Origin of the sequence: Agrococcus citreus (genome assembly GCF_039527715.1) — a bacterium.
Lineage (GTDB): Bacteria > Actinomycetota > Actinomycetes > Actinomycetales > Microbacteriaceae > Agrococcus > Agrococcus citreus.
Map to the genome: position 1 here is coordinate 161,824 of NZ_BAAAKK010000004.1, position 21,629 is coordinate 183,452.

22 protein-coding genes are annotated in these 21,629 nt (G+C 71.4%); 1 reads left to right on the forward strand and 21 read right to left on the reverse strand.

The window, feature by feature from the left end; translation table 11 throughout:
• Window positions 1-17: 17 nt before the first annotated feature.
• The 20 genes from ABD106_RS07805 to ABD106_RS07900 are packed head-to-tail and all read right to left on the reverse strand — an operon-like array spanning window position 18 to window position 20,070.
• Window positions 18-812 (reverse strand): enoyl-CoA hydratase-related protein, encoded by a 795-nt coding sequence (locus tag ABD106_RS07805; protein ID WP_343919080.1) that lies wholly within the window; start codon window positions 810-812, stop codon window positions 18-20.
• Window positions 809-2,023 carry a MaoC/PaaZ C-terminal domain-containing protein gene (locus ABD106_RS07810; RefSeq protein WP_343919082.1) on the reverse strand — a complete coding sequence of 405 codons (1,215 nt, stop codon included), beginning with the start codon at window positions 2,021-2,023 and terminating at the stop codon, window positions 809-811. Before ABD106_RS07810 ends, ABD106_RS07805 begins: the two co-directional genes overlap by 4 nt.
• Window positions 2,016-2,390, reverse strand: coding sequence for a protein kinase family protein (locus ABD106_RS07815; protein ID WP_343919084.1), 375 nt, complete (start codon window positions 2,388-2,390; stop codon window positions 2,016-2,018). The genes ABD106_RS07810 and ABD106_RS07815 overlap by 8 nt, the downstream gene beginning before the upstream one ends.
• 17 nt (window positions 2,391-2,407) lie before the next feature.
• Window positions 2,408-3,160 (reverse strand): enoyl-CoA hydratase, encoded by a 753-nt coding sequence (locus ABD106_RS07820; protein ID WP_343919086.1) that lies wholly within the window; start codon window positions 3,158-3,160, stop codon window positions 2,408-2,410.
• Complete coding sequence (locus ABD106_RS07825; RefSeq protein ID WP_343919088.1) at window positions 3,157-5,334, reverse strand: acyl-CoA dehydrogenase family protein; 2,178 nt, start codon at window positions 5,332-5,334, stop codon at window positions 3,157-3,159. Before ABD106_RS07825 ends, ABD106_RS07820 begins: the two co-directional genes overlap by 4 nt.
• Window positions 5,331-6,101: a hypothetical protein gene (locus tag ABD106_RS07830; protein ID WP_343919090.1), complete on the reverse strand. Its 771-nt coding sequence runs from the start codon at window positions 6,099-6,101 to the stop codon at window positions 5,331-5,333. The genes ABD106_RS07825 and ABD106_RS07830 overlap by 4 nt, the downstream gene beginning before the upstream one ends.
• Window positions 6,098-6,898, reverse strand: a complete 801-nt coding sequence (locus tag ABD106_RS07835; RefSeq protein WP_343919092.1) for a CoA transferase subunit A — start codon at window positions 6,896-6,898, stop codon at window positions 6,098-6,100. Before ABD106_RS07835 ends, ABD106_RS07830 begins: the two co-directional genes overlap by 4 nt.
• An 11-nt stretch (window positions 6,899-6,909) precedes the next feature.
• On the reverse strand, window positions 6,910-7,725 hold the full coding sequence (locus ABD106_RS07840; RefSeq protein WP_343919094.1) for an SDR family NAD(P)-dependent oxidoreductase: 816 nt from the start codon (window positions 7,723-7,725) through the stop codon (window positions 6,910-6,912).
• Window positions 7,722-8,789 (reverse strand): CaiB/BaiF CoA transferase family protein, encoded by a 1,068-nt coding sequence (locus ABD106_RS07845; protein WP_343919096.1) that lies wholly within the window; start codon window positions 8,787-8,789, stop codon window positions 7,722-7,724. The genes ABD106_RS07840 and ABD106_RS07845 overlap by 4 nt, the downstream gene beginning before the upstream one ends.
• Window positions 8,786-10,258: a 3-hydroxyacyl-CoA dehydrogenase NAD-binding domain-containing protein gene (locus ABD106_RS07850; RefSeq protein ID WP_343919098.1), complete on the reverse strand. Its 1,473-nt coding sequence runs from the start codon at window positions 10,256-10,258 to the stop codon at window positions 8,786-8,788. Before ABD106_RS07850 ends, ABD106_RS07845 begins: the two co-directional genes overlap by 4 nt.
• Window positions 10,255-11,433 (reverse strand): thiolase family protein, encoded by a 1,179-nt coding sequence (locus tag ABD106_RS07855; protein WP_343919100.1) that lies wholly within the window; start codon window positions 11,431-11,433, stop codon window positions 10,255-10,257. The genes ABD106_RS07850 and ABD106_RS07855 overlap by 4 nt, the downstream gene beginning before the upstream one ends.
• A 33-nt stretch (window positions 11,434-11,466) precedes the next feature.
• On the reverse strand, window positions 11,467-12,789 hold the full coding sequence (locus ABD106_RS07860) for a phenylacetate--CoA ligase family protein (RefSeq protein WP_343919102.1): 1,323 nt from the start codon (window positions 12,787-12,789) through the stop codon (window positions 11,467-11,469).
• A 5-nt stretch (window positions 12,790-12,794) separates the two neighbouring features.
• Entirely contained in the window at window positions 12,795-13,439 is a 645-nt protein-coding gene (locus ABD106_RS07865; protein WP_343919104.1) for a TetR/AcrR family transcriptional regulator, read from the reverse strand.
• A gap of 14 nt (window positions 13,440-13,453) precedes the next feature.
• The gene (locus ABD106_RS07870) at window positions 13,454-14,275 is read right to left on the reverse strand and encodes a cyclase family protein (protein WP_343919106.1); all 822 of its coding nucleotides are present in this window, start codon (window positions 14,273-14,275) and stop codon (window positions 13,454-13,456) included.
• Entirely contained in the window at window positions 14,275-15,444 is a 1,170-nt protein-coding gene (locus ABD106_RS07875; RefSeq protein WP_343919108.1) for an acyl-CoA dehydrogenase family protein, read from the reverse strand. Before ABD106_RS07875 ends, ABD106_RS07870 begins: the two co-directional genes overlap by 1 nt.
• Before the next feature lie 28 nt (window positions 15,445-15,472).
• A complete protein-coding gene (locus tag ABD106_RS07880) occupies window positions 15,473-16,471 on the reverse strand; it encodes a branched-chain amino acid ABC transporter permease (RefSeq protein WP_343919110.1) in 999 nt (332 codons plus the stop codon).
• Window positions 16,468-17,328: a branched-chain amino acid ABC transporter permease gene (locus ABD106_RS07885; protein WP_343919112.1), complete on the reverse strand. Its 861-nt coding sequence runs from the start codon at window positions 17,326-17,328 to the stop codon at window positions 16,468-16,470. Before ABD106_RS07885 ends, ABD106_RS07880 begins: the two co-directional genes overlap by 4 nt.
• Window positions 17,325-18,053 (reverse strand): ABC transporter ATP-binding protein, encoded by a 729-nt coding sequence (locus tag ABD106_RS07890; RefSeq protein ID WP_343919114.1) that lies wholly within the window; start codon window positions 18,051-18,053, stop codon window positions 17,325-17,327. The genes ABD106_RS07885 and ABD106_RS07890 overlap by 4 nt, the downstream gene beginning before the upstream one ends.
• Window positions 18,050-18,868, reverse strand: coding sequence for an ABC transporter ATP-binding protein (locus ABD106_RS07895; protein ID WP_343919116.1), 819 nt, complete (start codon window positions 18,866-18,868; stop codon window positions 18,050-18,052). Before ABD106_RS07895 ends, ABD106_RS07890 begins: the two co-directional genes overlap by 4 nt.
• A 5-nt stretch (window positions 18,869-18,873) precedes the next feature.
• Window positions 18,874-20,070: an ABC transporter substrate-binding protein gene (locus tag ABD106_RS07900; protein WP_343919118.1), complete on the reverse strand. Its 1,197-nt coding sequence runs from the start codon at window positions 20,068-20,070 to the stop codon at window positions 18,874-18,876.
• 258 nt (window positions 20,071-20,328) lie between these two features.
• Here ABD106_RS07900 and ABD106_RS07905 point away from each other — a divergent pair, with 258 nt between their 5' ends.
• The gene (locus ABD106_RS07905) at window positions 20,329-20,805 is read left to right on the forward strand and encodes a DUF427 domain-containing protein (RefSeq protein ID WP_343919120.1); all 477 of its coding nucleotides are present in this window, start codon (window positions 20,329-20,331) and stop codon (window positions 20,803-20,805) included.
• 15 nt (window positions 20,806-20,820) lie between these two features.
• Here ABD106_RS07905 and ABD106_RS07910 read toward each other — a convergent pair whose 3' ends face one another.
• Window positions 20,821-21,615 carry a sulfite exporter TauE/SafE family protein gene (locus ABD106_RS07910; protein ID WP_343919122.1) on the reverse strand — a complete coding sequence of 265 codons (795 nt, stop codon included), beginning with the start codon at window positions 21,613-21,615 and terminating at the stop codon, window positions 20,821-20,823.
• Window positions 21,616-21,629 lie beyond the last annotated feature (14 nt).

Below are 21,629 nucleotides of genomic sequence, written 5' to 3' on the forward strand. Positions count from 1 at the left end.
ATCCCCTCTCCATCGCCTCACTCACCGGTGAACTCCGCGGGTCGCTTCTCGAGGAAGGCGTCGATGCCCTCGAAGTGGTCCTGGGTCGACAGCAGCACGCCGAGCTGCGCCTTCTCGTAGTCGAGCCCGGCGCTGACGCCGATCTCCTCCGACATCCGCAGCGACGCCTTGGCGGAGCGCTGCGCGACCGGGCTGAAGAGGGCGAGCGACTCGGCGGCGCGGATCCCGGCGACGACGACGAACTCGCTCGGCACGACCTCGCTCACCATGCCCATGCGCTTCGCAGTCCACGCGTCAACGTTCGTCGCGCCGAGCACGAGCTCCGCGGCCCGGAAGCGCCCGATCACGCGCGACCATCGCTGCGTGCCGCCCGCGCCCGGCAGGATCCCGAGGTTGATCTCGGGCTGGCCGAGCACCGCGGAGTCCGCTGCCACGATGATGTCGGCGCTCATCGCGATCTCGCAGCCGCCGCCGAGCACGTAGCCCGCCACGGCCGCGACGAGCGGCTTCGGGAACGCGGCGATCCGGGCGAACGCCTTCTGCCTCGGCGAGCGCAGGTAGGCCGCGGGCGTCAGGGATCGCAGCTCGCGCACGTCGGCGCCCGAGGCGAAGAGCTTCGTGCCGCCCGTCAGCACCACGGCTCGCACGTCGCCGTCGCCCTCGGCCTCGTCGAGGGCGGCCACGATGCCCGCGAGCACCGCGCTGCTGAGCGCATTGCGCTGCTGCGGCCGGTTGATCGTCGCCACGAGCACGTGGCCGTGCCGCTCGACGAGCACCGGTGCGTCGTCCGGCTGCTGTTCCTCTGCGGTCATGGCAGTTCCTCCCTCGGGGTCGGGTCGGCTCGATCGCCGATCACGACCAGGTTCATGTCGGACATCGCGATGCGCTCGCCGTCGTCAGCGGTGAACACCGTGCGGATGCGCGTGAAGCTGAGCGTGCGGCCGCTCGAGCTCGACCGCTCGTCGCGCGAGATGATCGCCGTCCTGGCGCGCAGGCGCTCGTCGACGAGGATCGGCCGCGCGAAGGCGAACTCCTGCCCCGCGTGCACCACGGGGCGATCCGTCCTCGTCCAGGTCTGCGAGTCGGAGACGGGCTCCGGCGCGGCCGAGCCGGCGTTCGCCGGGTCGTCGGCGAGGAAGCCGAGCACCGGCGCGGCGAACGCGAGGGTCGGCGCGGTCGGGACGGCCGGGTAGCCCGCGTCACGCGCGCGCTCGGCGGAGGTGAGGACGCCGCCGGCCCCCAGCACCCGCGCGAACCGGATCGCGTCGTGCTCGGCGATGCGCAGCACGAGGTCGGCGACGACCTCGGCGTCCTCCGGCAGCTCGGGCACGTCGACGGGCTCCCCGCGCCCCGTCTCGGCCTCCACGGTGAGCACCTCGGCGCCGTCCTCGCGCAGCACGCGCGCCTGCGCGCGTCGGGCGTCGCCGCCATCGACGAGGAGCCGGATCGTGTCGCCCACCGGCACCGGCGCGGCGAAGCGAGCGCGCAGCGCCCTGACCTCGCTCGCGCCGGCTCGCTCCATGAGCCTCGCGGCCGCCCAGCCGAGCGTGAGCATGCCGTGCGCGATCGCGCCGTCGAAGCCCGACTCGCGCGCGGCGTCGTCGCTCATGTGGATGGAGTTGCGGTCGCGGGCCGCGACGGCGTAGTCGTCGACCACGGCGCGACCGACCTCGAGCCGAGGCTCGGGTTCCGGCCGCACGCGCACCTCGACGAGCGGCGCCCCGTCGCGCTCCGCGATGCCGAGCACGCCCGCCGGCGCGTCCCAGCGCAGCTCGACGGTCGCGCCGACGCGCACGGGCCCGAGGAAGCGCACGGACGCGCCCCGCAGCCCCTGCACGCCCGCGTCCTGGAGCGCGTCGAGCGCGATGGCGGCGAGGAGGTGGCCGTGCACGATCGGCACGCCGAACGGCGTGGCCGCCGCGAACTCGGGATCGGTGTGCAGCGGATTCGCGTCCTCCGCGAGGCGGCCCCAGCCCGCGACGCGATCCGGGTCGAGCTCGATCGTCTGCAGCAGCTCAGGCATCGGCGGGCGCTCCCGACGTCCAGCGGAGCGCGAACGCGACGACCGACGGGTGCGCCTCGTCGGCTCGCGAGCGGAGCTCGACCGACACGCGGACGTCGACCCGGCCGCCGCTGCGGGGCCTCTCGGACACGTCGCATCGGTACTCCGTGTCACCGGAGGGCTCCCAGCTGCCGGGCTCGACGTCGATGCCGAGCAGCACGCCGCCCGGCGGCAGCGGCTCGCCGCGGGTGAAGGCGCGACGCGCGGCGACGATCGTCGCTCCCGCGGGCACGCGCGCCGCCGTCGCGGCGAGACGCCGGTACTCGTCGAGATCCGGAGCGGCGCGCGGCGCAGCCCTCCACGACCCGTGCGTGGAGAGCTCCGCCACCGACCGCTCCGCGCGCGTCACTTCTGGAAGCCCCGGATGTACTCGTGCACCTCGGGCTTCGTCGCTGCGGAGGCCTGGGCCCACGACTCGAACTCGAGCGTCGCCGAGAGCGTCCCGGACGCCGCGATCGCCACGGCAGCCTTGATGTCGCGCGCGAGCTGGGCGTCGAGGGCGGCGTAGCGCCCGCCGAGCTTGAGCGCCGCCGCGAGCGGCTCATCGGCGAAGTGCGTCGCCACCCCGCTCGCCACCGCGTCGGCCCCGCGCTTGGTGCCGCCGTCGAGCAGCATCTTGAGCGCGCGGTCCTGCCCCATCGCCTGCACGAGGAACCAGGTGCATCCGCCCCCGGGGTGCAGTCCGATGCGCGAGAACGTCGCGGAGAACGCCGCGTCGGGCCCCGCGATGCGGATGTCGCACACCATCGCGAGGTTGAGGCCGGCGCCGACGGCCGGCCCTTGCACCGCCGAGATCGTCGGGATCTTCAGCTCGCGGATCGCGAGGAACGACCGGTACACCTCGTGCAGGTCGTCGCGGATCTGCGCGACGGAGCGCTCGCGGTCGCCGAAGACGGCCGGCATGTCGGCGCCGCCGCAGAACGCCGTCCCGGCACCCGTCACGACGAGCGCCGTCGCGTCCGGGTCGGCCGCGACCTCCTCGACCGCTGCCAGGAGATCGGCGCACATCGCGGCGTCGAGGATGTTGCGCCGCTCGGGGTCGTTCAGCGTGATGACCCGCAGGCCGTCGTCGTGCCGCTCGATGTCGACCTTGCTCATCGTCGCTCCTCCTCGGTGATCCAGGCCCACGCCGCCGCCTCGTCGAGCCCGACGAGCTCCCGGCCGAGGCGGGCCGCCCAGGCACGCCCGGTGCCCTCCTCGTCCCGCCACGACCACAGGCGCCGGGTCGAGAGGTGGAGCGCGTGCTCGCGGGTGATGCCCATCGCGGCGTGCAGCTGGTGCGCGATCCGGCTGCCGGAGGTCGATGCCCGGTCGATCACGACGCGCGCGGCGGCGATCCGGGTGGCTGCGTCTGCCCCGCCCTCGCCTGCTGCCGCGACGGCCTGCTCGACCGCGACGCGCGCGAGCGCGTACTCGCTCGCCATCTCGGCGAGCAGGGCGGCGACCGCCTGGAACTTCACGAGCGGCCTGCCGAACTGGTGCCGGGTGGTGACGTGCTCGATGGTGCTCGCGAGCGCCGTCTCGAGCGCGCCGAGCGCTTGCGCGGCGCGGAAGAGCGAGAGCTCGAGCAGCGCGCTGCCGGAGTCGTCGACGACGGCCTCGGCGGGCAGGCGCACCCCGGAGAGCGTGAGCGCGTCGCGCGGCTCGCCCGCGATGCTGCGACCGGGCTCCCACGCGACGCCGGCGGCGTCCGCGCGGACCAGCACCCACACGTCAGCGCCGTCCGGGTCGCTCGCACGCACGAGCACCGACTCGGCGGCGGCACCCCACGGCACGCGGGCGATGCGGCCCTCGAGCTCGATCCCCTCCTGGCTCGCGGTCGCGCGCGCACCCGCGCCGGTCGCGACCGTCGCGGTGCCGATCGTCTCGAGCCCCGTCCTGCCACCACGGGCGAGCGCGCGCAGGGCGGCGACGCTCTCCGCGACCGGGGCGGCGACGGATGCGCGACCGAGCGACTCCAGGATCTCGACGGCGTCCTCGATGCCGCCGCCCTCGCCGCCGGCCTCCTCGGGCACCGCGATGCGGTACCAGCCGAGCTCGGCGAGCATCGCACGCAGCTCGTCCTGCTCCGCCGCCTCCCCCGCAGCGCCCTCGAGCACCTCGTCGGCGACGCTGCCGAGGTCGCCGCGCGACCTCCGCGCCTCCGCGATCACGTCGCCCGCGCCGCGGGCGATGAGCGTCTTCAGCACCTCTGAGGTGCCGCCGCGGATCGTGAATCCGGGCGCGGCCGTGATGGCGCTCGCGAGCAGGCCCGCGATCCCCTCCGCGCCCGGATCGGGCTCGACGTCCACGCAGTCGCGCGCGAACTCGATCACCTCGTTCTCGAACGCGGTCCCGAGGTCCTTCAGCACGGCCGCATCCGTCACGGGCGAGCCCCCGGCGTCGATGTCGAGCGCGACCCGCACGGCCATCGCGCGGAGGGCGCCGAGGCGCGCGAGCATCTCGCCGGCCCTCGCCGCCGCGCTCTCATCCACCTCCCCCGCCCGCATCGCCTCGAGTGCGGCGGCGAGCAGCGGATAGGTGCTGAGCACGCGCTCGATCCCGCCGCGCTCGAGCGAGAGCTGGCTCGTGACCTGCGCCCACCCGTTGCCGATCGTGCCGATGACGTGGTCGTCGTCCACGGCGACGCCGTCGAACGTCACCTCGTTGAAGTGGTGCTCGCCGCCGAGGTCGTAGATGGGCCGAACCTCGACGCCGGGCGCGCGCATGTCGACGATGAACTCGGAGAGGCCCTCGTGCTTCGCCTCCGACCGCTCGGTGCGCGCGAGCACGTAGGCGTGCGTCGCGTGATGCGCCTGGCTCGTCCAGATCTTGCGCCCGGTGATCGTCCAGCCCCCGTCGACGCGCGTCGCGGTCGTGCGCACGGACGCGAGGTCCGAGCCGGACTCGGTCTCGCTCATGCCGAGGCAGAACACCATCTCGCCCGAGGCGATGCCGGGCAGGTACTTCTGCTTCGCGACGTCGCTCCCGTGGCGCAGGATCGCCGGACCGATCTGCCGGTCGGCGATCCAGTGCCCGGCGACGGGCGCGCCGACCCGCAGCAGCTCCTCGGTGACGACGAGGCGAGCGATGCCCGGCTTGCCGGCGCCTCCCGCCTCGCTCGGCCACGTGATGCCGATCAGGCCGCGTCGGCCCATCTCGCGGCTGAAGTCGGGGTCGTAGCTCCGCAGCCACGAGTCGCACACCGCCGTGAGCCTGCCCGCGCGCCGCCACTCCGCGACGAGCTCGCGCACCTCGGCGCGGACGTCCTGCGTGCTGTCGTTCTCGGTCATGCGTGCTCCACCTTCGTCTCCATCTGCATCGCGCGGGACGCGACCTGGTACCCCCGCGCCGCCGCTTCCGTCAGCACCGCGACGGCTGCTGCTCGCTCGCCGTCGGTGACCCGCTCCCGCTCGGCGACGGACGCCGTGCTCGCGCCGAGCGCCTCGGCGTGCGCGAGGAAGGCGTCGGCCCCGGCGACCGGGGCCACCTCCTCGACGACCGGCGCGTCACCGAGCCGCACGACTCCCCATCGGGTGTGCAGCCGCACGAGCGTGCGCGGCCCGGGGGCGGCGGTCACGTGCTCGACCTCCGCCTGGAACCTCCGCAGGTCGGGGGCGCCGCACAGCCAGACGAGCTCGCGCGCCTGCCCGGCGATGTCGGGGGCACCGCCGCCGCCGGGCAGCCGCACCGTCGGATGCGCGCGATCGGCACCGATGAACGAGGAGTTCACGCGCCCGCGGATGTCGACGTTGCTCGCGTCGAGGACGACGCGATCGAAGCGCCGCGCGTTCGCGAGCAGGATGCTCGCGGAGTCGCCGAGGTAGCCGAAGGCGTCGGCGTACGCGGGGTAGTCGGTCGTGCTCGTCGCCACCTGGCGCCCGGGGCCGTGCGTGCTGACCCCGGCCTCGAAGACCTGCGTGAAGGGCGCGCCGTCGAGCGCGTGCGCGACGCGGCCGGCGAGCACGGGCCAGTGGAAGCCCGTGAAGACCCAACCGCCTCGGCGGAACTCGCGCGCGGCGCGCGCGAGGAAGTCGACCACGATCGTGTCCGCCATCATGCGCCGCCCTCGGACGACAGCGCCCGCATCCAGGCCGCGAAGCCCTCGCGCGTCGCAGCGGCCGATGCGTACGCGACGTATGCCTCGACGTCCCGGTCGTACCGGCCCACCGCACCGTCGGGCGCGACCGCGCCCGGTGCCTCGACGATCGCGGACACGAGCACGCCGGGCACGTTGATGCCTCGGGAGGCGAGATCGGGCCAGTCGACGATCTCCTCGGTGACCATCACGACCTCCGTCGCCGCGCTCGCCGCGACCTGCACTTCGCCGAGGGGACCGTTGATCCAGCCGTTGCCGTCGGCGTCGCATCGGTCGACGTGGACGAAGGCGACGTCGGTCGTCAGCGCCTCGACGACCAGGCTGTCGCCGAAGGGCGTGGTCGCGGTCGCGATGCTGCCGTCGGTCCAGTCGTCGGACACGAAGCCGGTGTCGCGCAGGCCGGGGAACGGCATGAACGGCACGCCCCACGCGCCGGCGGTGAGGGCGGCCGTCATCATGCCGAGGCTCATCTCACGGATCCGCACCGAGGTGTCGCCCGATTCGGCGAGCCTGCGGAAGTTCCACGCGGGACTGGGCCCGACCGGGCTCCAGCAGTGGCCGAAGGTGGCCGTCCCGACGCAGCCGGCGCCGAGCAGCTGGTCGACCAGGAGCCCGCCGGATGCGACGACGACGTCGAGATCCCGCCTGCCCTGCCGGATGATCTCGTGGCCGACGGCGAAGAGCTGCGCTCCGAAGTTGCCGAGGTAGACGGAGCTGCCGTCGTGCACCTTGGACTTCACGGCTTCGGTCAGCGTCATCACCGGCGGTCTCACTGGTATGCCTCCGGCAGCATGTGGAGGCCGCGACCGATGTGCGCGCCGCCGTCGATCTGGATGAGCTGGCCGGTCATGAGCGATGCAGCCGGGCTCGCGAGGAAGCAGACGAGCTCGGCGACGTCGGCGACGGGCGTCTCGCGCTGCATGGGCGTCGCCTTGCCCACGAGGTTGCCGAGCACGTGCTCGCTCGCCTCGTCGCTGAGGCCGCGCGTGATGACCGTCCCAGGCCCCAGGCAGTTGAGGCGGATGCCCTCCGAAGCCCACTCGAGCGCGAGCGACCGCGTGAGGCCCAGCACGCCGGCGCGCGCGGCGATGGAGTGCGACATGCCCATGCCGCCGCGGTCGACGCCGGAGAGCGAGATGTTGACCACGCTGCCCCGGGATGCGGCGAGGTACGGATGCGCCATCCGGGTGATGTGGAAGATCGCGGTGAGGTTGAGGTCGATGACGGAGTTCCACCCGTTCACCGAGATGTCGTCGGCCGGCGCGAAGAACTGCCCGCCAGCGTTGTTGAACAGCAGCCCGATGCCGTGCACGTCACCGGTCTCGCGCACGACCTCGCCGATCGCCTCGACGTCGCGGACGTTGCACGTGCGGACCTCGAAGCGCTGCGGGTCGAGTGCGAGCGCCCGCGTCTCGAGCAGGCTCTCCTCGTGCCGACCGACGCCCGTCACTCGGGCGCCGAGCTCGATGAGCCGCAGGGCGACGGCGCGGCCGATGCCGGATCCGGCGCCGGTGACGAGGGCCGAGAGCCCGGTCAGCGCGTCGTCGCGCAGCACGCGAGGACTCTCGTGGGCCGTGTCGTTCATGGGGTCTCCTCTGCTGGGGCGTCGGTTCGAGCGATGCGCTCGCCCGAGAAGGTCACGGGAAACTGCGGCACCGGGATGCCTCGATCGTCCGAGCGCACGACCGCGCCGGGACGCACGCGCTGCAGGGCAGCGAGGGCGTCCTCGACGCGAGCGACGGGCGCGGCGGCGATCCCGAGCCGAGCGGTCTCCTCCAGCACCTCATCGACCGAGCGGCGCGCGGTCCAGGACTGCACCGCGGCCTCGAACCGCTCCGGATCGGCCAGCCGCTCGGCGGCAGTCGCGGCGGGCCCGCCGACCGCGTGCCGGAGGAGCTCCCAGTGCTTGTCGAGGCCTGCGTAGATGTAGACCCGTCCGTCCTCGCAATCGAACACCGTCGACGGCGCTGTCGCGAGATCCCGGTTGCCCCTGCCTGGTGCGGGCGCCGCGCCCCCGGCAGCCGCGAGCACGGCCGTGCCGGCGAGCGCGGTCATCGCGACCTCGATCATCGGGACATCGATCAGCACGCCCCCGCTGCGCGCCGGATCGAGGAGCGCCATCGCCGCAGAGAGACCGCCGTAGAGCCCACTGAACACGTCGGTCGGGTAGCCGCCTGAGATCCTCGGCTCTCCGTGCTCGTCGGCGTTCAGCATCGCGAAGCCGCTCTGCGCCTGCACGACGGAGTCGAGCGCCGTCCGGTCGTCGTCGATGCCGTATGCGGTGATGCACACGACGACGAGCTCGGGGTGGTCGCGGTGCAGCCGCTCCCAGTCGAGACCCAGCTTGCGGCGAGTCCTTGCCGCGAAGTTCATGACCACGGCGTCGGCGTCGGCGAGGAGCACGGCCAGCGCGGCACGCCCCTCCTCCCCGGCGAGATCGAGCCTGATGCTGCGCTTGCCGGTGTTGTACTGGCGGAAGTAGACGCTGCCGAGGCCGGTGTCGCCGAGCGAGCGGGACGGGTCGCCGGCGAGCGGCTCGACCTTGATCACGTCGGCTCCGAAGTCTGCGAGCACCTGGGCGCACGCCGGCCCGGCGATGTACTGGCTGAGGTCGACGATGCGGCGACCAGCGAGGGGGCGCGGCGTCATCGCGCTGCCGCTGCGCTCTCGCGCCGCATGAGCGCCGACGAACGGTATCGGCTGTCGCCGAAGGCATCGCGCATCGAGCGCATGCTGGCGTGCACGGCGCCCACCCCTGCGCGGCGCACGTGCTCGAACGGCCCGATCGGGTGGTTCATGCCGAGTCGCAGGGCGGTGTCGATGGCGTCGGCGTCGGCGGTCCCCTCCTCGAGGACGAAGTAGGCCTCGTTGGCCATGCAGTGGGCCAGCCGGTCGGCCACGAGCCCGGGCAGTGCCGGCACCTCGACGCTGGCCGCGCCGAGTCCAGCGAGGAGCAGCTCGATGGCGGGTCCAGGCTGGATGCCCGCCACCGGGTCGACGACGACCTCGACGAACGGCCCGGCGCCTTCCGGCTGGTGCACGCGAGCCCATGCGGCGCCGTCCGGCAGCTGCTCGACCCACCCCGCGTCGGAGCTGTCGACGACGACGGGCGCGCGCTCGAGCAGCTCGCGGATGCGTGCCAGGCCGCTCTCGCTCGGCGCTCCGCAGGAGTAGACGACGACGTCCGCGCCTTCCAGGTCGGACGCGGGTGCGTCGGGGCCTGTGAAGGCGACGCGCCCGGTGGACTCGGCCGGTGCAGGATGCAGGACCCGCGCGATCGCCTCGCGAGGCTTCTCGCTCGCGTAGTCGTAGAACCCACGGCCGGCCGCACGCCCCGTCATCCCGTTGCGGACGAGCCCGCGCACGATCGGGATCGGGCGGTACTTGGGGTCACCGAACTCCCGCAGCGCCGTCTCCGAGGAGGCGAGATGCGTGTGGAGCCCGGTGAAGTCGAGCAGGGTCAGCGGGCCCATGCGGTGCCCGAGGGCGCCGCTCGCGGCGGCGTCGACCACCGCGGGCTCCACTCCCTGCATGACGAGCAGCTGCGCCTCGTAGTAGAGGGGCCTGCAGACCCGGTTGACGATGAAGTTGGGCGTGTCCGTGCACGCGACAGGCGTCTTGCCGGCGGCCTCGACCAGCGCGGTCACGCGAGCGAGGGTCGCCGGCGCCGTCGCGGCTCCGGCGATGACCTCGACGAGCCGCATCTTCGTCGGCGGGTTGAAGAAGTGGAGGCCGGCGACCCGAGCCGGGTCGCCGAACTCCTTGCCCATCTCGCCGATGCTGAGCGACGAGGTGTTGCTCGCGACGAGCAGCTCAGGACGGCCGGCCTGCGCGACCGCCTTGAGGAGCGATGCCTTCGCGTCCATCCTCTCGACGATCGCTTCGATGAAGAGGTCCGCTCGGGCGACCGCGTCGGTGAGCGGCATCCCGGCGACCGTGACCGGCTCGCCGTCGGCCTCCGACTCAGAGGCGATGGCGTCGACCCCGGCCTGCGTGAGCTCGGGCGTGAGATCGGAGACGATCACATCGGCGCCAGCAGCCCTGAAGACGCGGGCGATCCCACGCCCCATCGGCCCCATGCCCGCGACAGCGACCGTCACTCCTTCGAGCAGGCTCACGCGTCGACCGCCTCGATCACGGCGGCGATGCCTTGGCCACCGCCGACGCACAGGCTCGCGACGCCGTACCGCTGCCCGCGCGCACGCAGCTCGTGCACGAGCGACACGACGACGCGGGTGCCGCTCTGTCCTGTCGGGTGCCCCAGCGCGATGCCACCGCCGTTGACGTTGACCTTGTCGGGGTCGAGGCCGAGCTCTCGCACGTTCTGGACGATCTGCGCGGCGAACGCCTCGTTGATCTCGAAGAGGTCGATGTCGTCGACGGTGAGTCCCGCCTTCTCCAGGCCGGCGGGGATCGCCTTGGTCGGGCCGATGCCCATCATCGTGGGGTCGACGCCCACAGCGGCCACGCTCACGACCCGCGCCAGGGGCGTGAGGCCGTGCTCACGGACGTAGTCCTCGCTCGCGAGCACTACGGCGGCTGCGCCGTCGGACATCTGGCTCGAGTTGCCTGCAGTGACCGTGCCGTCGGTGACGAACGCGGGTCGCAGCCTGCGCAGCGCTTCGATGCTCGCGTCGGGGCGGTGCGTCTCGTCCTTCGCCAGGTATCCGTCCTCGTGCTCGACCTCGACGATCTGGGAGTCGAAGCGACCGGCCTGCCACGCCGCCTCGAGGCGCTGATGGCTCGCGAGCGACCACTCGTCCTGCGCCTCGCGGTCGATGCCGAACTCCTGAGAGATCTTCTCGGCCGTCTGCCCCATGTTCATCCCGCTGATGGGGTCGTTGCCGCCGTCGCGCCAACCGTCGGCCAGCAGGATGTCTCCGCGCCGCACCCCGTCCCACCGCAGGCTGTGCGACGCCAGGTACGGCATCGTCGACATGCTCTCCACGGCGACCGTCAGGTTCACGCGAGCCTCGCCGAGACGGATGGACTGCATCGCGAGCTCGATCGCCTTCATCCCGGAGGCGCACGCCATGTTCACCGTCTGGGCGGGGATCGGCTCGGGCACACCGGCCTTGAAGGCGACCTGGCGACCGGGGTTCGGTCCGTTGCCGGCCTGACGGCAGTTCGAGACGACCACTTCGCCGAGCTCGCCCGCATCGATCCCCGCCCGCGCGATCGCGGCTGCCCCCGCGATGCCGCCCAGGTCGACCGCGCGGACATCGCGGAGCGAGCCGCCGTACTTGCCGTGAGGGGTGCGGACGGCGCTGACGATGTAGACGTTCTCGCTCATGCTCGGTGTGCTCCTTGCGATCGGCGTCGCGGCCTAGGCCTCGTGGACGACGCGGCGTGACTTGTGTGTGCTGCGCTCGAGGGTCCCGAACGGGACGGGCTCGACGACGCATCGGACGGTGAGCTCGGTGCGGATGGCTCTCGCGAGCCGATCCGCGGCCCCGGGATCGTCGCTGGGCAGCTCGGCCCGCAGCTTGATCCCCGTGGGGAAGCCGGTCGCGGGATCCTTCGTCGAGCTGTCGATGACCAGCTGGTGCTCCCCCGACGCGCCGGGGAACCCGCGGACGACCGCTTCGACAGCGCTGGGGAACAGGTTGACGCCGCGGATCACGAGCATGTCGTCGCCTCGTCCACGGACGCCGCCGGGAAGGCGCGCGAGCGTGCGGCCGCATGCACAGGGCTCCGTCGAGCGCACCACGACATCGCCGGTCCACCAGCGGACGAACGGCGTGGCCTGCTTGTCGAGGTGGGTGAGCACGAGGACGCCCGGGGTGCCGTCCGGGACGGGCTCGCCCGTCTCGATGTCGACGACCTCGGCGAAGGCGAAGTCCTCCGCGATGTGGCCTCCCGCCTGCTCCTCGCACTCCCATGCGATCGGCTGGAACTCGAGCGACCCGTAGCCGTCGAAGACCTTCGCACCCCAGGCGCGCTCGATGAAGGCTCGGGTCTGCGGCACCGCACCGCCCGGTTCGCCGCCCACCTGGATGCGACGGACGCGATTCTCCGTCAGCGGCCGGCCGAGCCGCTCCGCGGTCTCGGCGAGATGCAGCATGAACGAGGGGGTTCCGCTCACCGCGGTGGTCCCGTAGCGGGCCATGACATCGATCTGGCGCTCGGTCTCGCTCGAGCCGCCCGGGATCACGGTCGCTCCGATCTCCGAGTACGCGGTCGTGACACCGAGGCCGCCGACGAACCACGCGAATCCGAACAGCACCTGGTAGACGTCGGAGCGGCGCACACCCTGCCCATACGCAGCTCGCGCGTACAGCTCCGTCCACCGGCGGATGTCCGGTGCGGTCCAGCAGACCGGGGTCGGCGCGGAAGTCGTCCCCGACGAGAAGTGCACGCGCACGACGTCGTCGAGCGGCGCCGCGAGCATCGATCCCCACGGCCCGTCCTCGGCCAGACTGTCGACGTAGTCGGACTTCCGCACCGTCGGCAGCGCACGGAGGTCTGAGAGCTCGCGGATGTCGCGGGGGTCGAAGCCGAGGTCCGCCCACTGGCGGCGGTAGAAGGTGCTGCGCTCGCCGACGCGGGCGAGCTGCTGCTGCAACGACGTGAGCTGCAGGGTCGCGATGCGCTCCCTGTCCCACGTCTCGACGTCGCTCCAGTAGCGCTCCGAATGCGGCTGTGCCATGCGCCTCACGCCCCCTCGGCCTCGAGCGACCGCAGCGCGGTCTCGCTGAAGAAGTCGGCGATGCGCGCGACCTCGTCGGCGCCTCGCCCCGGCCGGAACCACATCGGGATCCAGTTGAGCGACCCGAGCATCGACTTGGCAGCGAGCGACGGGTCGACGTCGAGGAAGGCACCGTCCGCGATGCCCTCGCTGACGACGTCTCGGAATGCGCGCTCGTAGCGCCGACGCAGCTCGATGATGCGCTCGGTCGTCTCGGTGTGCGTGGCGAGCTCGGGCATGCCGCGGTACTGCACGAGCTGCACAGCGACCCGCTGCGGGTTGCTCGCCTCCATCATGCACAGCGCGTGGCTCCGCACCATGCGCGAGAGCCGCTCTCGGGCGGGGACACCGCTCTCGGTCGCGATCGGCTCGATCATCAGCAGCAGGTCGTGCATGCCGTGCAGGACGACATCGAGGAAGATCTCGGCCTTGCCCCGGTAGTAGTGATAGACGCGGCCCTTCGTCGACCCGAGCGCGTCCGCGATGCCGTCCATGCTCGTCGCCGTGAAGCCGTGCTTGACGAACTCCTCAGCGGCGGCCTCCAGGACGGCGTCGCGACCGGCCTCAGCGGGCCCCGGCCGCGACAGCCGCTTCGATGTGGCATCGGTCATGGTGGGCACTCCTGTCATCCCTCGTCCGCGACGAAGGCAAGGGGCCGGATCGGTGACCCGGTTCCGCCGCGGATGGGCAGAGTAGCCGCGACGAAGAAGAACTCCCAGAGTTCGGCGTCCGCGAGCGGGCGCAGGTTCATCGCCTCCATGATCGGCACGCCGCGCTCCACCAGCAAGTGGCAGTGCACCGGCAGCTCCGGTGACGGCGACTGCTCGTAGGCGACGGTGTCGGCGCCGGTGGCGATGACGCCACGATCCGTGAGCCACTCCGCTCCGGAGAGCGTCATCCCTGGAGCGCCCGTCTGCGTGCCGAGGAAGGCGGCGTTGTCGCTCCAGTGGCGGTCCCAGCCTGTGCGCAGCAGCACGACCGAGCCCGCCTGCGGCGCTGGGCGGTCGGCGAACCAGGCTTCGAGCTCCGCGGCGCCGATCCCGTCCTCCGGTGTCAGCTCCCGCCCGTGGAGCACCGTGAGGTCGACGAGGTGCCCCTGCCCCAGCACCGGGGCCATCTCGTGCACCGACTGCACCGCGACGCCGTCGCCGTACGACTGGTTCGCGACGACGTCGTGACCGCCGTAGACCTTGCCGAGCTTCGAGACGTGGGCGAATCCGTCCATGTGCGTGCCGACATGCCCGCCGGTGGTGATCATCTCGGCCGCCGCTGAGACGCCCGCCGGATACATCACCTCACCGTGCTGCTTCGTGAGCGAGAAGGAGTACGGCGGGTGGTTCGGGTGGTGCGGGATGCCCGTGTGCAGCTGGTGCGACAGGTCGTAGACGCGCTGCCGTCCCGCAGCGGGCCACGCCACGTCCAAGTGCCAGAGGTTCTCGAACCCCACTAGGCCACCTCCTCCTGCGCGACGACGTCGGCCTTGATCGCGCGCCCCAGCACGAGGCGCTGGATCTCGGACGTGCCCTCGTAGATCTCGAGGATGCGCTGGTCGCGGTAGAGCCGCTCGGCGCGCGTCGGCTTGCAGAAGCCATCTCCGCCGAAGACCTGCACGGCGAGGTCGACGGCGTCGTGCGACGCCTCGCTCGCGTAGAGCTTCGCCATCGCGCCGAGCACCGCGACGCTCTCCCCGCGGTCGTACGCCTCGGCCGCGTGCGTCGTGATCATGCGCGCTGCGGTGATCCTGGTGGCGACGTCGGCGAGCGGGAACGCGATGCCCTGGTTGTCGATGATCGCCGTGCCGAAGGTGTGTCGCTTCACCGCCTCGCGGCTCGCCTCGTCGTAGCCGGACAGCGCGACGCCGACCGACTGGGCGGCGACCGAGATGCGGCCCGCATTGAGCGTCTGCATCGCCAGTCGCATGCCTCGGCCCAGATCACCGAGCATGTCCTCGTCGCGGACCACGGTGTCGAGCTTGAGGTTGCTCGTCTGGGTGCCGCGGATGCCCATCTTGTCCTCGAGGTGATCGATGACGACCCCGTCGGCCTCCTTGTCGACCATGAACGCGGTGATGCCTCGGGCCCCTGCCTCCGGGTCGGTGAGGGCGAAGACGACGTAGTAGCGCGACGCGCCACCGTTGCCGATGTAGATTTTCTCCCCGCGGATGCGCCACAGATCGCCCTCGCGCGTCGCGGTGGCCTTGATCTGCGCGGCGTCGCTCCCGGCACCGACCTCCGTCAGCGCGAAGCTCACCGCTTCTCCCGCAGCGAGGGCGCCCAGGTACTTCGCCTGCTGTGCCTCGGTGCCCGCGAGCACGAGCGGCGTGCCGCCGAGCGCGTAGGCCGTGAGGATGGCGCCGGTGGACGCGCAGCCGCGCGAGATGCGCTCGATGACCGCGCAGGTCGTGGCGAACGACGCTCCTTGGCCGCCGAACTGCTTCGGCACGAAGAGCCCGGCGAGCCCCGAGTCCACGAGTCGCTCGACGCTCTCCCAGGGGTAGCGCTGATCGCGGTCGAGCTCGCCCGCGAGCGGCTCGAAGTGGCCCGTGGAGAGCTCATCGGCGATGGCGAGCCAGCGCTCGGATTCCTCGGTCGACGGGGGTGCCCAGATCACGCTCATAGAAGGTTCCTCTTGTCTCTTCATCGATTCAGTTCACGGATGCGGGAGCGGCCGGCGCTGGCTCGTCCCGTCGCTTGCGGCGCGCGCTGGCGATCCCGCGGAACCAGCCGGCGAGGCCGTCCTTCGAGGTCAGCAGCACGACGGCCAGGACCCCGCCGAGCACGATCTTGTCCACGTCCCCACCGAACGAGAAGTGCTGCTGCTGGATCACCAGGATCGCCGTCGCGATCAGCGGGCCGAACAGGATGCGCTTGCCCGGCAGGATCACCGCGGTCAGCATGAGCAGCAGGAAGAACTGGTCGAGCAGGTCCGGCCCGACGTAGCTGCGCTGGAACGCATAGAGCCAGCCGGCGAGGGCGCTCGCCGGCGCCGAGATCATGAACACGATCGCGCGCGTCTTGCGCACGTCGAAGCCCATCGTGGTCGTGAGCTCGGGATTCATGTGCGTCATGCGGGCCGTCAGACCGAGGCGCGAGCGGCGGAACCGGGCGACCGCATAGATGACGAGCACGACCGAGATGAGCGCGACCGGGTAGAAGTTCTGCGCGCTGCCCGCGTTGTACGGGCCGATCTCGAGCACCGGCATGCCCACGAGGCCGTCGGACCCGCCGAAGAGCTCGACGTTCGTGACGATGGCCATGGCGATGATGGCCGAGGCGTACGTCACGAGCGAGAAGACGAACTCGCGCGTGCGGATCGTGATGAGTCCGAGCACGATCGCGATCGCCATCGAGACCGCGATCGCCGCGACGAGCGAGAGCAGCGGATCCCACTGCAGCTTGATGACGAGCAGCGCCGTCGTATAGGCACCCGCGGCCCAGAACACCGTCTGGCCGAGGCTGACCTCGCCGAGGTCCGAGAGGATGATGTCCATCCCGTACGACATGATCGCGAAGATCGCGATGAGCGCGAAGGTCGTGTAGATCTTGTTGCCCCCGCCCAGCAGCTGCGGCAGGAAGAGCGCGAGCACGATGGCGGCGACCGCTCCGACGATCCGCACCACGGGGTTCGACAGCAGCGACTTCATGACTTGACCTTCAATCCCTGGGGGCGGACCACGAGCAGCACGAGCAGCACCGCGAATGCCGCCGGCATGGCGTAGGCGGGCGAGACGTACGCGCCGAACAGTGCGACGAAGAGCCCGAGCCCGAAGCCGGCGACGAGACCGCCGATGATGCTGCCGATGCCGCCGAGGACGACCACGAGGAAGGTGATGATCACTTCCTCGAAGCCCATGGAGGTGAGGATGGGGTGGCGCGGCCCGATGAGGGCGCCCGCGAGCGCGGCCGACGCTGCCGAGAACACGAAGACGCCGGCGTAGACCTTGCCCGGGTTGATCCCGTAGAGGCGAGCGAGGAATGGGTCCTCGGCGACGCCGCGCACCTTGCGCCCGGCAGTCGTCTTCTCCAGCACGAGCCATGTGACGCCGTAGAGCACGAGCGCCGCGATGATGATGACGACCTCCTGCATCGTGATGTAGGTGTTGAGGATGTAGATGCGCTCACCCATCGCGGGGCTCGCGATCTGGCGCGGGTTGCCGCTGAAGATGAGCGAGGCCCCGCCGGTGATGATGTAGCCGAACGCGAGCGTGACGAGCATGAGGCTCACGAGGTTCTGGCTGATGATGAGCTTCGACATCAGGCCCTGCATGAGGAATCCGATGAGTCCGACGGCGATCACCGCGATCGGCACCGCCGCGTAGTACGGCAGGCCGAGCGAGCTCATCGACCACCACGTCACGAACGCGCCGATCATGTAGAGCTGTCCGTGCGAGAAGTTCACGAGCCGGGCGGCGCTCAGCAGCACCGACCATCCGACCGCGAGGAGCGCGTAGCCGGCGCCGAGCGCGACGCCGTTGATGAGCTGCGACAGGAACTGGTTCATGGTGCGCGCAGCCCTCCCAGGTAGGCACTGATGGTGCGATCGTCTTCCCGCATCTCGTCGGCCGTGCCGGTCGCGGTGATCTCGCCCTGCTCGATGAGCGAGAGCCGATCCGCCACCTCGAGCGCCGCCCGGACGTTCTGCTCCACGAGCAGCACGGCGAGTCCGTCCTGCGTGAGCTCCTTCACGTGCTGGAGCACCTCGACGACGAGGCGCGGGGCGAGGCCCACCGAGGGCTCGTCGAGGATCAGGAGCGACGGAGCCGCTCGGAGCGCGCGGCCGATCGCGAGCATCTGGCGCTCGCCGCCGCTGAGCGTGCCCGCCTGCTGCGAGCGGCGCTCCTTGAGCCTCGGGAACAGGCCGAAGATGTCCTCGATCTCGAAGTTCTTGCCCTCGTCGTTCTTCGCGTCGACCATCGAGAGGTTCTCGTGCACGGTCATCTCGGCGAAGGCGCCGCGCGACTCGGGCACGAGCGCGATGCCGCGTCGGGCGCGCATCTCGGCACGGAGCTTGCTGACGTCGTCGCCCTTGAAGGTGACGGTCCCGCTGACGCGGGGCGTCGCTCGCGACCAGCCCGCGATGGCGTTGACGAGCGTCGACTTGCCGGCGCCGTTGGCTCCGGCGATCGCGAGGAGCTCGCCCTCCTTGACGGAGATGCTGATGTCCTTGACCGCCACGGAGTGCCCGTACCGGACGTGCATGTGCTCCGCTTGGACCACGTAGTTCATGTTGTCTTCCCCAGGTACGCCTCGAGCACTGCCGGGTCCCGCTGCACCATCGCAGGGGCTCCGTGCGCGATGGTGGCACCGCGGTCCAGCACGAGGATTCGGTCGCAGATCTCCATGACGAGGTCCATGTGGTGCTCGATGAGCACGAGCGCCATGCCCTGCCGCTTGAGCCGCACGAGCAGCTCAGCGAGGTCCTTCATGTCCTCGCCGCCGACGCCTGCTCCTGGCTCGTCGACGAGGAGCACTCGGCTGCCCGAGCCATAGGAGACGACGATCGACAGCACGCGCTGCAGGCCGTGCGGCAGGTCGTCGGGCTGCATGGCGTGGTAGCGCTCAGGGATGCCGAACTCGATCAGCAGCGCCTTCGCCGAGGCGCGGCGGCTCTCCCGTTGCCGCGCCTCGACCCAGGGCGTCAGCGTGCTCTTGAGCAGCGACGAGCCCTCCGCCAGTTGGAACGAGGCCATCGCGTTCTCGAGCACGGTCAGCTCCGCGAAGAACGAGTTCTGCTGGAACGTGCGGCGGAGTCCGAGCCGCGAGAGCCGCTGCGTCGAGGCCCGGTCGACCTCTTCTCCGTAGAGCGTCACCGAGCCGCTGCGCTTGACCGAGTTGGTGATGGCCGCGAAGCTCGAGCTCTTGCCGGCGCCGTTCGGGCCGATGATGCCGAGGATCTCGCCGTCGTCGACGTGGAACGTCAGGTCCGTGAGCGCGGTGAAGGCGCCGTACTTGACCGAGACACCCTCCACGCTGAGCGCGACAGCGCCACTCTTCGACTTCCGCTCGTCTCCCATCACCTGCTCGGGCGTGGAGGGTGTCACCGAGGTCACTGCTCCCAGACCTCCTCGGGGATGGCGATCTCGTCGAGCACGGTGATCTCGCCGTCGCTCACCGAGAAGGCGAACATCGGGAACATCTGCTGACCGTGGCCGGTGAAGCTCACCGAGCCGAGGATGGTGTCCTCGAAGGTCTGGCCGTAGATCGCGTCGGCGACCGCCTGCCGCTCAGCGCTGCCGGCGTTCGCGACGGCCTGCGCCCAGACATCCACCGACTGGCCCCCGAGGGCGGCGAACTTGTCGGGCATCGACCCGACCTGCTCCTCGAACCGCTCCATGAAGGTGACGTTCTTCGGGTAGGACGCCCACGGCTCGACATCGCCGAAGTAGAGGTCGGCGGACATCGTCTCGACCGAGCCCTCACCAGCGGCGTCGATCACGGTGTGCGAGACCGTGCCGGTGCCGGCGAAGTACGGGAAGTCGATGTTCGAGGCGCCGAGCTGCTGCATGAGCGCCGGCTGGCCCGACGACTCCGCGGCGTTCGCGGTGTACAGGGCGTCCGGGTTCGAGGCCACGACGTTCGAGATCGCGACCCGGAAGTCGGTGTCGGTGTACTCGAAGAGCTCCTCGCTGACCACCTCGACCGAGTCCGGGAGGTTCTGCCGCACGAAGGCGCCCGCGTCGATGCCGTAGGCGTCGTTCTGCAGCATCATCGCGACGCGCTGCGCGCCGAGCTCCTCGGCGATGTAGGTCGCCGCGGTGTACCCGCCGATGGCGTTGCCGGCGTTCATCCGGATCGCGGTGGGGTCCGCGCCGCCGAGGATGCTCGCGTTCTGCGGGATGCTCGTGATGTTCAACACGTCGGCACGCACGAGCACGGGCTGGATCGCGAGCGTCACCGGGCTGTTCCAGCCGCCCATCACGACGTCGACGCCCTCCTCGACGAGGTCGGTCGCCGCCGAGACGCCCGTTGCGGGCGTGCTCTGGTCGTCGCGCGAGACGACCTCGATCATGCGACCGTCGATGCCCCCGGCGTCGTTGATGAGCGAGACCTGCGCCTCGATACCGGCGAGCACGTGCCCGCCGTTCGGGCCGGCCGCGCCGCTGAGCGGCACGATGACGCCGATGCGGAGCGGATCCGCCGGTGCGGCCTCTCCGTCGTCGCCTGCTGCTGAGCACCCGGCGAGGGTGAGTGCTCCAACGGCGGCAATAGCGAGTGCCGCTCTCCGAGTGTTCGCGAACTTCATTGTCTGCTCCCGTTCTCGCAACCTACTACGCCGTATGTTGCTGTCCTGACAGTGCCACAGACCGGAGGGGAACTCAAGAACATCCGCCGACGATCTTCCTCCCGCGTGCTGCGCTGGCACGGGAGGTGCCGGATCTAGCGCCGAGCGAACCGGAGCCGGGCCGGTGGATCGGCCGAGTCTGCGCCGCCGGTCAGCGGTCATCGGACCGCGTTGCACGCCGCAGGGCAGGTGCAAAGCCGCGCTCCCTAGCCTCGACGCATGACGACGCATCCGATCGAGAACGTCTGGGACTACCCGCGCCCGCCGCGCGTCGAGCCGAGCGACGAGCTCGTGCACATCGTGCTCGGCGGCGAGGTGATCGCCGAGACCCGCGCGTCGCTGCGCGTGCTCGAGACGAGCCATCCGCCCACCTACTACCTGCCGCGCGAGGCGTTCCGCGAGGGCGCCCTCTCGAGCGCGAGCGGCGCGAGCGTGTGCGAGTGGAAGGGCCGGGCGGGCTACCTCACGATCTCGGGCGGCGACCGGGCCGAGGAGGCCGCCGGCTGGCACTACCCGACGCCGCGCGCAGGCTTCGAGGCGCTCGCCGGGCACGTCGCCGTCTACCCCGCGCGCATGGACCGCATCGAGGTCGACGGCGAGACCGTCGAGCCGCAGCCGGGCGGCTTCTACGGCGGCTGGATCACCTCGCGCGTGACGGGCCCGTTCAAGGGCGCGCCGGGCACGATGGGCTGGTAGCCCCTCAGGCTCGCGTCACTCCTTGTGGCCCATCTTCACGGCCTCGACGACGAGCCGCACGATGAGCACCACGAGGAAGGCGCCGAAGAGGATCGATGCGGTGCGCGGGTCGAGCGCGATCGCGGCGGCCGCGCCGAGCGCGGTCGTGACGCACGCCGAAAGCCCCACGATGAGGGCCGACGGCAGGTCGACGTTGTGCTTGCGGAGGTTGCCGATCGTGCCCGAGATCGCCGTCGGGATCATCATCGCGAGCGACGTGCCCTTCGCGACGACGTCGCTCTGCCCGAACAGCAGGATGAGCATCGGCACGATCACGATGCCGCCGCCGACGCCGAGGATGCCCGAGAGCACGCCCGTTACGAAGCCCAGCACGATGAGCCCGACGATCGACAGCACCTCGAGCGCGACCTGCCCGTCGCGCGACGGCACGACGAGGAAGAGGCTCACGGCGACCGCCGCGAGGAAGACGATGAACGCCCAGCGGATCGCGAGCACCGGCAGCTTGTGCAGCAGGTGCGCGCCGACCTGCGCGCCCACGATCGAGCCGGCGACGAGCAGCAGCGCGACGAGCCAGTCGACGTGCCCGGCCGCGGCGTAGCTGCCCACGCCGACGAGCGCCGACGGCACGATGGCGGCGAGCGAGGTGCCCGCGGCGCGGCGCCTGCCGAAGCGCGCGGCGAGCACGAGCAGGGGCACGATCACGATCCCGCCGCCGATGCCGAACATGCCCGAGAGGAAGCCGGCGACGAGGCCGATGCCGACGAGGGCGAGGATCGGGCGGCGCTGGACGGTCTCTTCGCTGTCGGTCACCGGTCCATCCTGCC